The following is a 13,535-nucleotide window of genomic DNA, read 5'->3' as shown; positions in this document are numbered from 1 at the left end:
TGCGCGTATCAAGCGCGTCGATGCGCCAATCGCCGGTCGCTGGCTTGTATTGCCGGTGACGTTGGCGCAGAAGGCTCACAAATTCCGGTCCATGACAGCGAGGGCAGCATGCGTCTCCGATCCGATATCTTCGTGTCCGCCCTGCTCAGGCGGGTGTTTTCAGCCGGCGGCTTTGCGGCGGTGGAACAGCGCGGCGCCGAACAGGCCGGCGCCATCTTCATCCGCCACCGGTTCCGGGACGGCACGGAAGACCTCTATGGTCCGGCACCGCAGATGCTCGCCGACGACGACGGGGAGCGTCGCTTCGAACGCCGCCTTCAGCGGGTGGAGGCCCCGGACGTGGACACGCTCATCGCACGCGAACGCCGGTTCGACAGCGACCTCTGGCTGATCGAACTGGACACGGAGACGATCGAAGGGCTTTTTGGCGTGGTGAACGCCGACTGACCGACCGCGCCCGCGATCCGCCGGATGGCAGGCCATCGGCCCCGGATCAGGGTCGCAGCCGAACCATCATCCGCCGATCAGTGCCAGCCACTCGTCTTCGTCCAGCGTCTGGATGCCGAGTTCACGGGCCTTGTCGAGCTTTGAGCCGGCGCCCGGCCCGGCCACGAGAATATCAGTCTTCTTCGACACCGACCCGGCCACCTTGGCTCCCAGGCTTTCGGCGCGCGCCTTGGCCTCGTCACGCGTGAACTTTTCCAGCGAGCCGGTGAAGACGACGGTCTTGCCGGCCACCGGGCTGCCGGTCGCCACCACCTGTTCCATGGCTTGCGGCGTCACCTCCTCAAGCAGGCGAGAGATCACCTCGATATTGCGCGGCTCCTTGAAGAATTCGACGATGGCGCGCGCCATCACCTCGCCGATACCCTCGATGGCATTCAACTCCTCCCAGGCGTCGCCGGAGAAGGAAGCGGACTGCTGCATGGCGCTTTCAAAGGCTGCATAAGTGCCATAGGCGCGCGCCAGAAGCTTCGCCGTGGTCTCCCCCACATGGCGGATGCCGAGCGCAAAGATGAAACGGTTGAGCGCAATATCGCGGCGATTGTCGATCGCATCGAACAGCTTCTTCACGCTGACCTTGCCGAAACCATCGATGTTTTCAAGCTTGGTGAGCGGGGACGCCTCCTGACGCTTCTTCAGCGTGAAAATGTCCGGCGCGGTGCGGATCTGCAGGGCGGGGTCCTCTGCCTCGAAGAAGAAGTCGATCTGCTTCGAGCCCAGCCCCTCGATGTCATAGGCGTTGCGGGAGACGAAATGTTTCAGATGCTCCACCGCCTGGGCACGGCAGACGAAGCCGCCGGTGCAGCGGGTGACCGAATCGAGGCGGCCCGTCTTCTCGTTGCGCTCGCGCACCGCATGGCTGCCGCAGACCGGGCACTTCTTCGGAAATTCGTAAGCCACGGCATCCGCCGGCCGCTTCTCCAGCACCACATCCAGCACCTGCGGAATGACATCGCCGGCGCGCTGGACGATCACCGTGTCGCCAATGCGGATGTCATGCTCTTCCGGACGGATGCGGTCCCCGGAATTGCCGATGCCCCTGATGTAATCCTCGTTGTGCAGGGTGGCATTCGTCACCACCACGCCGCCGACGGTGACCGGCGTCAGGCGCGCGACGGGCGTCAGCGCGCCGGTGCGCCCCACCTGGATGTCGATATTCTCCACCGTCGTAAAAGCCTGCTCGGCCGGGAACTTGTGGGCGGTCGCCCAACGCGGCGAGCGTGAGCGGAAACCGAGCCGCTCCTGCAGCGCCAGCTCATCCACCTTGTAGACGACGCCATCGATATCATAATCGAGATCAGGACGTTTCAGGCCGATCTCACGGTAATGTGCGAGAATGTCCGCCACCGAAGACAGCCGCTTCATCAGCGGATTGACCGGAAAACCCCAGCGCGTAAAGGTTTCGACCATGCCCAGCTGGGTGTCGGCCGGCATTTCCGACATCTCGCCCCAGGCATAGGCGAAGAAGCGCAGCTTGCGGCTTGCCGTCACCTTCGGGTCGAGCTGACGCAGCGAACCGGCGGCCGTGTTACGCGGGTTGACATAGGTCTGCTTGCCCTCCGCCTCCATCTGGGCATTCAGCGCCAGAAAATCGCTCTTGGCCATGTAGACCTCGCCGCGCACCTCCACCACCGCCGGAACGCCGGCCGGCAGTTGCTGCGGGATTTCTCCGATGGTGCGGATATTGGCGGTGACGTTTTCGCCCGTCGTGCCATCGCCGCGGGTGGCGGCGCTCACCATGCGGCCGTTCTCGTAGCGGATCGACATCGAGAGACCGTCGATCTTCGGTTCGGCGGTGAAGGCAATCGAATCGTCCGGCAGGCGCCCGAGGAATCGATAGACGGAGCCGACGAAATCCTGAACGTCCTCGTCGGAAAACGTGTTGTCGAGCGAGAGCATCGGCCGGGAATGCGTGATCTGGGCGAAGGCCGAAGCCGGGGCCGCGCCGACGCGCTGCGACGGGCTGTCTTCGCGCACGAGCTGCGGGAAGCGGGCCTCGATGGCGTCGTTGCGGCGCTTCAGCGCATCGTAATCCGCGTCGGAAATCTCCGGCTGATCGCCCTGATGGTAGAGAAGGTCGTGGCGGGCAATCTCGGCGGCAAGCCAGGCAAGCTCCGCCCGCGCCTCGTCTTCGCCGAGCGATTCGACAGATGTGCGATGATCGACCATGGGTTCTTCTCCATCCGCAGGCGTCAGGGGGTTTTAGACGAAAGCGGTCCTTGGCAAAACGGGAAAGGCGCGCGGCAAGGCATCATCCACATCGTTGCGGTCGTCCGACCGGCAATGACGACAATGTGTCGTGGCGTGTGTGGACAGCCGGGAAAGCGCGGCGCTAACGAGTGCAGTGCACAATTCCTCTCATGAACTCTTCTCCCGGAGTTTTCCCATGGCGCACTCCCTGCGCGACACCGCCTCCCTCACCCCCTCCTCCGCTCTTGTCGACAATGACCTCACCTATGGCACCGTCACCCGCGTGCTGCACTGGGGCATGGCGCTGCTGTTTGCCTGGCAATTTGTCGGAATGACCTTAAAGCTCGTGCTCGGCCGAACCCCGCTGGTTGGCGTTTTCACCGGCACGCATGCCTCGGTCGGCACCATCCTGATGGCGCTTGCGATTCTGCGCGCGCTCTGGGGCATCTCAAATCTGGCCCGCCGCCCGCCGCACGGAACAGGCTTCGTGGCGCTTGCCGCGCGCCTTGGCCATCTCGGGCTCTACGCGCTGATGCTCATCGTGCCGCTGCTGGCACTGCTGCGCGCCTATGGCTCGGGCCGTGGCGTGGCCGTCTTCGGTCTGCCGGTGCTGCCGGGTGCGCCTGAAAAGGTGCAATGGATGGTCGATGCCGGCCATGCCGCCCATGGCCTGCTGGCCTGGACACTGCTCGCTTTGGTCGCCGGCCATGTGGGCATGGTGATCGTCCACCGCTACATCTGGAAGGATGACGTGCTACATCGCATGGCAGGGCGCCGCGCCGATGCTTTCTCCGCGAAATGAGGTCTGCGATGCCAAGGTAACAACGGCCCGTCTGGTTGCGACCGGGCGGGCCCCGGCGATCCGGCACCACGCATTGCCGGGCCAAACAGGCGCAAGCCCGTGCCGGGTCAGCCGTTGCCGGCCAGCAGGCGCGCTGCGGCGGCGCGTGCCTCATCCGTGACGGAGGCGCCCGACAGCATGCGGGCGATCTCCTCGGCCCGATGATCCGGCGACATGGTGGCAACGCGGGTGGCGATCTTGTCCGAACCGTCGCTGGCAGGCCCCTTGGAAATCAGGAGATGGGTCGCCGCCCGCGCCGCCACCTGCGGCGCATGGGTGACGGAGAGAACCTGCACCTTGTCCGACAGCCGCTTCAGCCGCTGGCCGATGGCATCGGCCACCGCACCGCCAACGCCGGTGTCGATCTCATCGAAAACGAGCGTCGGCGCAGAGCCTCGGTCGGCAAGCGCCACCTTCAGCGCCAGCAGGAAGCGGGAAAGCTCACCCCCGGAGGCCACCTTCATGATCGGCCCGGGCCGCGTGCCGGGATTGGTCTGCACGTGGAATTCGACGGTATCGATGCCTTCCGCCGCCGCATTGTCCGGATCGGCGGTGACATTGACCATGAAGCGGGCACGCTCCAGCTTCAGCGCCGGCAGTTCGGCCATGACGGCGTCAGCCAGTCCCGTGGCAGCCTTGTGTCGCTCGGCAGACAGCGACCGCGCGGCCCGGTCAAAGGCAGCATGTGCCGCTTCGGCCGTCTTTTCCAGCTGACCCAACCGCTCCTCGCCCGCATCGAGATCGGCGAGATCGGCCACCATCTTTTCCGCCAGCGCCGGAAGATCGGCCACCGCCACGGAATATTTGCGGCTGGCGGCGCGCAGAGCAAAGAGGCGCTCCTCGACACGCTCCAGCTCGCGCGGATCGAATTCGGTGCGGCGAAGAGCGGCCTCCACCTCCATCTGCGCATTGGACAGATTGTCGAGCGCCGAATCGAGCAGTTGCACCGTTTCTTCCAGAAGACCCGGGGCCTCATGGCTCTTGCGCTCGAGCCGGCGCACCAGCGAGGCGATAAGCGGCACGGGCGAACCGTTGCCGTTCAGGAACTCGGAAGCCTCGGCAATGTCACCGGCGATACGTTCGGATTTCTGCATCCGGGCGCGATGCTCGGCAAGCTCGTCCTCCTCGCCGTCGCGGGGGCTCAGCGCCCGCAATTCCTCGACGGAGGCGCGCAGATAATCGGCCTCGCGGGCTGCGGCTTCAACACGGGCGCGATGCGTCTTCAGGGCCCGCTCCGCCTCCCGCCACGTGCGATAGAGGACGGATACCTCGCCCACCATCTCGGTCAGCCCGGCAAAGGCATCCAGCAGCGTGCGATGGGCGTTGATGTCGACGAGTGCGCGGTCATCATGCTGGCCGTGAATTTCCACCAGCATCTGGCCAATCTGGCGCATCAGCTGCACGCTTACCGGCTGGTCATTGATGGAGGCCTTGGTGCGTCCATCAGCCGACTGCACACGACGAAAGATCAGGTCACCCTCGTCATCCAGCCCATTCTCGCGCAGAAGAAGACGCGCGGGATGATTCGCTGCGATATCGAACACTGCCGTCACCTGGCCCTTGTCCAGGCCATGGCGCACGAGGCCGCCGTCGCCACGGCCACCGAGCGCCAGCGACAGGCTGTCGAGCAGAATGGATTTACCGGCCCCCGTCTCGCCCGTCAGCACGGACAGACCGCTTTCAAAGCCGAGGTCCAGCCGCTCGATCAGGACGATATCACGGATCGACAACTGGATAAGCATGGTCTTCCCGTTCAGGCGCCGATCAACTTGGCTCCGGCGCGCGAAATCCACGAACCGCGGTTCTCACGCGGCTCCAGGCCGCCGCCCTTCAGCAGTTTGAAGGAGTCGGTATACCACTGGCTGTCCGGATAGTTGTGCCCCAGCACAGCGGCCGCCGTCTGCGCCTCTTCCGTCACGCCCATGGCATAATAGGACTCGACCAGACGCGCGAGAGCCTCCTCGACCTGGTTGGTATTGCCGTAGTTTTCCACCACGTTGCGGAAGCGGGCGATCGCTGCCAGATATTCCTTGCGCTCGAGATAATAGCGGCCGATCTGCATTTCCTTGCCGGCCAACTGGTCACGCGCAAAGCGGATCTTCGCCTGCGCATCCTCGACATATTCCGACTTCGGATAGTTGTTGACGACCTTCTGCATGGCGTCGATCGTGCTGCGGGCCATCTTCTGGTCCTGTGTCACGTCGACGATCTGCTTGGAGTAGGACAGGCCCACCAGATACTGCACGTAGGCCGAATCTTCCGACTGCGGATATTGCTTCATGTAGCGGTTGCCGGTGGTAACCGCATCGTCGTAGCGCGCCAGACGATACTTGGTGAAAGTGCTCATCACCAGCGCCTTGCGCGCCCAGTCGGTGAACGGATTCTGCTTGTCGATCGCGTCGAACTTGCGGCTGGCTTCGGCCAGATTGCCCGCCTTCATGTTCGCCAGGCCCTGGTTGTAGAGCTGCTCCGGCGGATCCACGTTCAGGCCAAGCTTGGTGATGTCGATGTCCGGGTCTGACTGGCAAGCGGTGACCAGGACACTGGTACCGACCAAAAGCAGGGACACCGCAGCAATGCGCGCCGTGTTCCTTATTCCAACAGACTTCGTCTCAGTCATTCGACAGTTCCCGATTGTCACGCGATGTTACATCGTCCGCCCGAGAGGCCTTGTAGCCATAAAGGAAGCGGCAGAGCAACGCAATGATGGCGCTTTGACGCAAATTTATGGCGGCAGGAAGGGCCTGTTTGCAAAAAGAAAGGCCGCCTCGAAGGAGACGGCCAAGCCCTCAACCTGCCCGGAGCTTCTCAGCCGGCCCAGGGTGCAAATTCTGCGGTGCTGACGGCGACAAACTCGCGGGCACGCACCCGCTGGCTACGCATCGGCGCCTCCACGATCTCATAGGCAGAGCGGTCGCTGAGCAACGCCTTCAGCGCGTTGGCGTTCATCTTGTGGCCGCCGCGATAGGAACGGTAGCAGCCAATGAACTGCGCACCGGCGAGAGCCAGATCGCCGACGGCATCGAGCGTCTTGTGGCGGACGAACTCGTCCGCATAACGCAGGCCCTCGACATTGACGACCGTATCGTCGTCGGAAATCACCACGGAATTTTCGAGCGAGGAGCCAAGTGCGAAACCGGCCGCCCACAGGCGCTCCACATCGCGCATGAAGCCAAAGGTCCGCGCGCGCGCCAGCTCGTCACGAAACACCTGCGCTGTCAGTTCGCCCTGCCAGGACTGGCGGCCGATCAGCGGCGAGGCAAAATCGATCTCGACTTCGAAGCGCGTGCCATCATGGGGCCGAAACTCAGACCAGGAAGCGCCCGAATCGATGCGCACCGGCTTCAGCACGCGGATGTAGCGACGCTTTTCACCGAGATTGACGATGCCGGCCTGCTCGATGGCTTCGATGAAGGCGATCGAGGAACCGTCCATGATCGGCATTTCCGCGCCGTCCACTTCCACCACCAGGTTGTCGAGACCAAGCGCATAGAGCGCCGCCATGACATGTTCGATGGTAGCAACGGAACGGCTGAGCGAGGTGCCGAGCACGGTGCAGAGATCGGTATTGCCGACATTCGAGGAAACAGCGCGATATTCGGCCGTAGCGCCATCGGCGAACTGACGGCTGAAGACGATCCCGGTACCTGCTTCTGCAGGCTGGAACGTGATCGAAACCGGGCTTCCCGAGTGAACGCCGATTCCCGAAAGCGTCACGGGAGCGGCGATTGTCGTCTGAAAGCCCAGAAGTCCGATGGTCATGTGTCTTGCCTTTGTCATGCCGCACGCCCGGAAGCCGGTGATGCAGTTTCTTTCCGGTTTCTTAAATCCGCCTGGACGGATGAACCGATCTTTCTCGATTATGTACATACGGCGACCGCGCGCCCATTCCAAATCACTGTTTCTTTCGCTCTGTTACGAAGTCACCCGTTTGATTTCACGGAGTTTTTCGCAAGGCATACAGAAAGTGTGAACAGGGATCGGGCTGCACGTCAGACTGTGGCTTGACGATGGCGTCACACTTTAAATACTGTGCAAAAAAGCGTAAAAAACAACGAAAAACACGGAGGAGACGCTCATGCCGACAGCAAACAAGGCGCCATGGCGTCGTTTCAGGCCAAAGCCGCAGATGGCAGCATGTATTTCATCTGCGATATACATAACATTCGCAATTTCCGGTCTCTCCTTGACTTCACCGGCCGTGGCGGCGAGCCCCTGCGGCCTGCGCATCACCGACGTCGCAATGTCATCACAGCAGCCCGCCGTCAGCGGGCGGGACGACTGTGCCGGCAGCGGCCATGACAGTCTGTTAACCATGTCTGGACTCGATGTGGGTACCTCGACCCCCGCTTATGGCGAGGACGGCTACATCCTGTCTGCACGCATCGGGCTGCGTCCTTGCGATGACGGCCAGAAATGCATCTTTGCCGCACGCGACCAGCAGAGCAAACGCACCCTCGCCTTTCCGGGCAGCGAGTCGCTGAACTTCAATGTCGCGCTGCAGTCGCAGCAGACATTCCGGGTCAGGTCGCTGAAGATCCGCAATCCGGATCGAACGACGCAGTCCATCATGTTCGTCGGCAAGCTCCCCTCCGGGAGCACGACTGCCTATGCCGTGACCGTGCGCGGCAACATGCCGGATCTGCAGACCTTCATCTTTCCCGACAGCTTCGGCGATGTGGTCTCCGTCAGCTGGAGCCCCAAGGGAACCCAGGTCACCGATATCCGCCTCACCCACTGAGCGGTCCTTTCAACCGCCTTGCTTCAACAGAAAATGCCCGGAACGCCGAAGCGGTCCGGGCATTTTCTTCTCAGGCTTGCGAGGCGGAGAGATGTGGCCCGGTTCTTCACCGGGCCTCTGGCCGTCAGGTGGACTGACGGCGCAGGAAAGCCGGAATTTCCAGCTGATCGTCTTCATGATGCGCGCGCGAGGACGGAGCGGCGCGACCATGGTCATCGAGGTTGCCGCGGCGCGGCGCATAGAGGCTTGCCTCCGGCGACAGCGGACGACGCTGCTGCGAGGATGCCGCCGGCGCCGACGTCATTTCACCGACATTGGCTTCGTCGTCTTCGCGGCGGCCGAGCGAGTTGGTGATCCGCTTGAGGAGGCCCATCGGGCCACGCTCTTCGCCGGCAGGCTGAACCGGCTGGCTGCGGTGTTCCATCTCGGCCTTCACGACCGGCGGGAAATCCTCGACGCGCGGCATGCGAACCTGCTCGGGCGCGGTGCGAATGACGGGCGCGGCCTGTTCCATCGGCTGCGGCGCCATACGGGGAGCCGCAGGCATCTGCATCGGCTGCGGCTGTGCCATCATCGGTGCGGGCTGCGGCTGGGCGGCATAGACCGGAGCCGCCTGCTGGACAGGGGCCGGAGCCGGCGCCTGGACGGGACGGTTCATGACCGGCTCGGCCGACTGAAACAGGCGGCTCTGCGGGCGGAATTCATCCTGAGCGGCAACCGGTGCCGGCTGGTGATGAACAGGCTGCGGGGCCGGAGCCGAGGGCTGCAGGCTGGAGATCGACAGTTCGCGTTCCATCTGGGCTTCCGCCTGACGGATCGTTTCGGCAACCGGGTCAACCGGGACGGAACGGGGTGCCTGCGCCATTGCAGGCTGGGCTGCGGCCGGTGCCGAAGCAACGGCCGCGGAGGGACGGATAATCGGCTTCTGCGCAGCGCGCATTTCAGCGGCACGCAGGTCGTTTTCGGTCATGGCGCGGTCGATGCCGGTGGCAACGACGGACACGCGGATCACGCCTTCCAGGGCTTCGTCGAAGGTCGCGCCGAGGATGATGTTGGCGTCCGGATCGACTTCCTCGCGGATGCGGGTGGCCGCTTCGTCGACTTCGAACAGGGTGAGGTCACGACCGCCGGTGATGGAGATCAGGAGGCCCTGCGCACCCTTCATCGAGGTTTCATCGAGCAGCGGGTTGGCAATCGCGGCTTCGGCGGCCTGCATGGCGCGGCCCTGGCCGGAAGCTTCGCCGGTGCCCATCATGGCGCGGCCCATTTCGCGCATCACGGAGCGAACGTCGGCGAAGTCGAGGTTGATGAGACCTTCCTTCACCATCAGGTCGGTGATGCAGGCAACGCCGGAGTAGAGCACCTGGTCGGCCATTGCGAAGGCATCGGCAAAGGTGGTCTTGTCGTTGGCAATGCGGAACAGGTTCTGGTTCGGGATGACGATCAGCGTATCGACCGACTTCTGCAGTTCCTGGATACCCATTTCCGCCAGGCGCATGCGGCGCTGACCTTCGAAGTGGAACGGCTTGGTGACGACGCCGACGGTCAGGATACCCTTGTTGCGGGCGGCCTGGGCCACGACCGGTGCCGCCCCCGTGCCCGTGCCGCCGCCCATGCCGGCGGTGACGAAGCACATATGGGTGCTGCTGAGATGGTCGATGATTTCATCCAGGCATTCCTCGGCGGCCGCGCGGCCGACTTCCGGCTGCGAGCCTGCGCCGAGGCCTTCGGTTACCTGCACACCCATCTGGATGATGCGCTCGGCCTTGGACATGGTCAGTGCCTGGGCATCGGTATTGGCGACGACGAAATCGACGCCTTCCAGGCCCGCGGTGATCATGTTGTTGACGGCGTTGCCGCCGCCGCCGCCAACGCCGAAGACGGTGATCCGAGGCTTCAGCTCGGTGATATCCGGCTTTTGCAGATTGATGGGCATGTAACCGTTCCTTCTTTCTCTGGCCGCCTCGCCAAGCGGGCCGATTCTTTCAACTGGGCTGACGCTCTCGCCTGTCCTCAAGCGTCAGAAACTTTCCTTGAGCCACTGCCCCATGCGGGCGATGCGGCTGTTGCCATTGCCTAGCGAAGCCAGAAGCCCGCCCTGCCCGGCATGTGTTTCCATGTCCGCCACCTGCGGATAGATCAGCAGGCCGACCGCGGTAGAAAAGGCCGGGCCCTTGGCTGCGGCCGGCAGGCCCGAAACCCCCATCGGGCGGCCGATCCGCACATTGCGGGCCAAGATCCGGCGTGCCGTTTCCGGCAGGCCCGTCAGCTGGCTCGCACCGCCCGTCAACACGACACGCTTGCCGACGATCGGGCTGAAGCCCGACTTCTGGATGCGGTCGCGAATGAGCTCCAGCGTTTCTTCCAGGCGGGCCCGCACGATCCGGGTCACCAGGGATCGCGGCACCTGCGTCGGCAGGTCGCGGTCATCCTCGCCGATCGGCGGCACGGCAATCATGTCGCGCTCGTCCGCACCGGTACTGATGGCGGAGCCATGCACCACCTTCAGACGTTCGGCATCCTCGATGCGGGTGGACAGCCCGCGTGCGAGGTCCGTTGTCACGTGATGGCCACCAATGCCGATCGCATCGGTATGCACAAGCTTGCCCTCGGCAAAGACCGAGATCGTGGTGGTGCCGCCGCCCATGTCGATGGCCGCACAGCCGAGTTCCACTTCATCGTCCACCAGAGCCGCCAGACCGCTGGCATAGGGCGTTGCCACAATGCCTTCGACCGACAGATGCGCGCGGTTGACGCACAGCTCCAGGTTCTTCAGCGCCGCACGCTCGGCAGCCACCACATGCATGTCGACCCCGAGAAGATCGCCGAACATGCCGAGCGGATCGCGAATGCCGCGCTCGCCGTCCAGAGAAAAGCCCGTCGGCAGCGAATGCAGCACGGCACGCTCCTGACGCAGCGACTGGTGGCTGGCTGCGGCCAGAACCTTGCGCAGGTCGGAGGCTTCCACTTCCTGGCCGCCAAGATCGATCGTCGCCGTATAGACATCGCTGGTGATTCGTCCAGCAGAGACATTGACGATAAGACTGTCGACCGTCAGCCCCGCCATACGCTCGGCAGCATCGACGGCGAGACGTACGACGCTCTCGACCGCATCCAGATCAGCAATCACGCCAGACTTCACGCCGCGCGACCGCTGGTGACCGATACCGATGATTTCAACGCTATGCGTGCGATTCGGCAAGATCTGACTTTCCGCACGCGGCGTCAGACGGCCGATCATGCAGACAACCTTGCTCGAACCGATGTCGAGCACCGACACGACGTGCGAACGCTTCGACGAAAGGGGCTTCAGACGGGGCAGGCCGAAACCGGCAGAACCGAACAGGCTCACGTGTCACCCCCCGTCTTCAGCAGCGCCTTGGTGCGCGCGGCGACGGCGGCGGCACGGCGCTCGGCAGCCCCTTCCGTCAAGCGGACCGTGGTACGGTCGGGCAAGCGCAGGTCGACTGCGGCGACATCGCGCTCCAGCAGGCCCTGGGAGGCCTGAAACTTTGCCAGCAGCGTCAGCGCCTGCTGCACGTCCGTCTCCGGCAGGCTCACCACCACGCCATTGTCGAGATGGAGATCCCAACGGCGGCTGGCAACCCGCACATAGGCGCGGACGCGATGCTTCAGGTCCGGCCATTTCGCCATTTCCTGTTCGAAGTCCGCAGCAGCCGTTTCGGCATCGCGGCCAACGAACAGCGGGAGCGACGCAAACTTGTTGTCTCTCAGCGGCGCAATCACGCTGCCATCCTTCTCGATCAGAGAGAGTTCGGAGCCATGCTGCCAGATGCCGAAGGCGCGCCGCTCGCGCAGCGTCACCTCGATCGTCTTCGGATAGATCTTGCGGACCTCCGCATATTCCACCCAGGGAAGCTCACCGAGACGACGACGGGCGCCCTCCACATCGAGCGACAGAAGCGACGTCGCGCCATCGAGACCCAGCATCTGCAGGATGTCGATCTCGGAGGTCTGGACATTGCCGGAGACCATGACCTTTTCGATGGCAAAACCGGCGGCGGACGTCGTGGCCTGCGCCACATCCTGCGTGTGGCCACCCACAGACATGCCGTAAAAGCCGACCGCGCCGAACATCAGAAAAACGGACGCCGTTCCGGTGTGGCGCGGAATATGAATGCGGCCCGTCGCAAGGCTGACACAGAAACGAACGACGCGACGCAGCGGGCGCGGCAGCACCATCCGGTCATCGGCGACCGGGTACTGCGACGGGCGCCCGCGAGATACCGGGGCTTTCTTGTCTCTCAGCGCGAACACGATGCGTCCTCCACCATCCAGCGGACGAGATCACCAAAGGAAAGGCCGGCATGAGCGGCCATTTCGGGCACCAGCGAGGTTGGCGTCATGCCGGGCTGGGTATTCACCTCCAGCCAGACAAGCTCACCATCCCCGGCCGATTGTTCGTTGAAGCGGAAGTCGGACCGACTCACACCGCGACATCCCATCGCCTGATGCGCCTTGAGAGCGAGTGTTTGTACGTTTTGGTAAATATTTGGTGAAATTTCCGCCGGGATGACGTGACACGAACCGCCGGCGGCATATTTCGCATCATAATCGTAAAAGGCACCAGAGAGCGGCACCACTTCGGTAACCCCCAGCACCGTGTCACCCATGACGCCGCAGGTCAGTTCGCGACCAGCCACATAGCGCTCCACCAGGACGCGATCGCCATAACGCCAATCGGACGAGCCCAGCACCTGAGGCGGATGCGACTGCCCCTCGCGCACGATCACGACACCGAAAGACGACCCTTCACAGACCGGCTTGACGACGTAAGGCGGCTCCATCGGATGCGCGGAACCGATCTCGTGGCGATCCAGCACCAGACCGGCTGCGACGGGAACCCCGGCGGCAGCAGCGACAATCTTCGCACGCGCCTTGTCCATGGAAAGAGCCGAGGCCAGAACGCCGGAATGCGTATAGGGAATCTGAAGATATTCGAGAATGCCCTGAATGGTCCCATCCTCGCCGAACGGACCGTGCAGGGCATTGAACGCCACATCGGGACGCAGATCGGCAAGAACAGCCGCAACATCACTCCCGACATCGATGCGGGTCACGCGGAAACCTTCAGCCTCGAGCGCTGCTGCGCAGGCATTGCCGGACGACAGACTCACGGGGCGCTCGGAGGACAATCCCCCCATCAGAACCGCCACATGCTTGCCACCCATAAATCGCTCCCTGAACGCTGCCGTGATCGCCCGAGAATCATTCCCGCTGCAGCCTTATTAGAGCCTG

12 protein-coding genes are annotated in these 13,535 nt (G+C 63.5%); 3 read left to right on the top strand and 9 right to left on the bottom strand.

What is annotated here, in order from left to right:
* The first annotated feature begins 108 nt into the window (after positions 1-108).
* Complete coding sequence (locus F3H95_RS12865) at positions 109-447, top strand: DUF1491 family protein (protein ID WP_143126089.1); 339 nt, start codon at positions 109-111, stop codon at positions 445-447.
* A 66-nt stretch (positions 448-513) separates the two neighbouring features.
* Here the strand turns inward: F3H95_RS12865 and ligA are convergent, their stop codons facing one another.
* Complete coding sequence (gene ligA, locus F3H95_RS12860; protein ID WP_149746296.1) at positions 514-2,673, bottom strand: NAD-dependent DNA ligase LigA; 2,160 nt, start codon at positions 2,671-2,673, stop codon at positions 514-516.
* Between the two features lie 217 nt (positions 2,674-2,890).
* On the opposite strand from ligA, the gene F3H95_RS12855 reads away from it, so the two are divergent.
* On the top strand, positions 2,891-3,496 hold the full coding sequence (locus F3H95_RS12855) for a cytochrome b (RefSeq protein WP_149746295.1): 606 nt from the start codon (positions 2,891-2,893) through the stop codon (positions 3,494-3,496).
* Between the two features lie 107 nt (positions 3,497-3,603).
* Here the strand turns inward: F3H95_RS12855 and recN are convergent, their stop codons facing one another.
* The 4 genes from recN to F3H95_RS12835 all read right to left on the bottom strand — a co-directional run bounded on the left by recN (position 3,604) and on the right by F3H95_RS12835 (position 7,852).
* A complete protein-coding gene (gene recN / locus F3H95_RS12850; protein ID WP_149746294.1) occupies positions 3,604-5,277 on the bottom strand; it encodes a DNA repair protein RecN in 1,674 nt (557 codons plus the stop codon).
* Positions 5,278-5,288: 11 nt separating this feature from the next.
* Positions 5,289-6,155 (bottom strand): outer membrane protein assembly factor BamD, encoded by an 867-nt coding sequence (locus F3H95_RS12845; protein WP_143126093.1) that lies wholly within the window; start codon positions 6,153-6,155, stop codon positions 5,289-5,291.
* Between the two features lie 188 nt (positions 6,156-6,343).
* The gene (gene lpxC, locus F3H95_RS12840) at positions 6,344-7,297 is read right to left on the bottom strand and encodes a UDP-3-O-acyl-N-acetylglucosamine deacetylase (protein WP_149746293.1); all 954 of its coding nucleotides are present in this window, start codon (positions 7,295-7,297) and stop codon (positions 6,344-6,346) included.
* 261 nt (positions 7,298-7,558) lie between these two features.
* Entirely contained in the window at positions 7,559-7,852 is a 294-nt protein-coding gene (locus F3H95_RS12835; RefSeq protein ID WP_149746292.1) for a hypothetical protein, read from the bottom strand.
* Between F3H95_RS12835 and F3H95_RS12830 the strand changes: the two genes are divergently transcribed.
* Positions 7,851-8,276, top strand: a complete 426-nt coding sequence (locus F3H95_RS12830; RefSeq protein WP_149746291.1) for a hypothetical protein — start codon at positions 7,851-7,853, stop codon at positions 8,274-8,276. The two genes, F3H95_RS12835 and F3H95_RS12830, sit on opposite strands and share 2 nt — an antisense overlap.
* 124 nt (positions 8,277-8,400) lie before the next feature.
* Here F3H95_RS12830 and ftsZ read toward each other — a convergent pair whose 3' ends face one another.
* The 4 genes from ftsZ to F3H95_RS12810 form a co-directional block, all read right to left on the bottom strand.
* The gene (ftsZ, locus tag F3H95_RS12825; protein ID WP_149746290.1) at positions 8,401-10,212 is read right to left on the bottom strand and encodes a cell division protein FtsZ; all 1,812 of its coding nucleotides are present in this window, start codon (positions 10,210-10,212) and stop codon (positions 8,401-8,403) included.
* 84 nt (positions 10,213-10,296) lie between these two features.
* The gene (ftsA, locus tag F3H95_RS12820) at positions 10,297-11,628 is read right to left on the bottom strand and encodes a cell division protein FtsA (protein WP_143126098.1); all 1,332 of its coding nucleotides are present in this window, start codon (positions 11,626-11,628) and stop codon (positions 10,297-10,299) included.
* Entirely contained in the window at positions 11,625-12,545 is a 921-nt protein-coding gene (locus F3H95_RS12815; RefSeq protein WP_244618014.1) for a cell division protein FtsQ/DivIB, read from the bottom strand. The genes ftsA and F3H95_RS12815 overlap by 4 nt, the downstream gene beginning before the upstream one ends.
* Positions 12,542-13,468: a D-alanine--D-alanine ligase gene (locus F3H95_RS12810; protein WP_149746289.1), complete on the bottom strand. Its 927-nt coding sequence runs from the start codon at positions 13,466-13,468 to the stop codon at positions 12,542-12,544. The genes F3H95_RS12815 and F3H95_RS12810 overlap by 4 nt, the downstream gene beginning before the upstream one ends.
* Positions 13,469-13,535: the final 67 nt, after the last annotated feature.

This window comes from Rhizobium sp. RU35A, from assembly GCF_900156005.1.
Lineage (GTDB): Bacteria > Pseudomonadota > Alphaproteobacteria > Rhizobiales > Rhizobiaceae > Neorhizobium > Neorhizobium straminoryzae.
The sequence above is the reverse complement of the archived record's forward strand: the minus strand, read 5'-3'. Positions and strand labels throughout refer to the sequence as shown.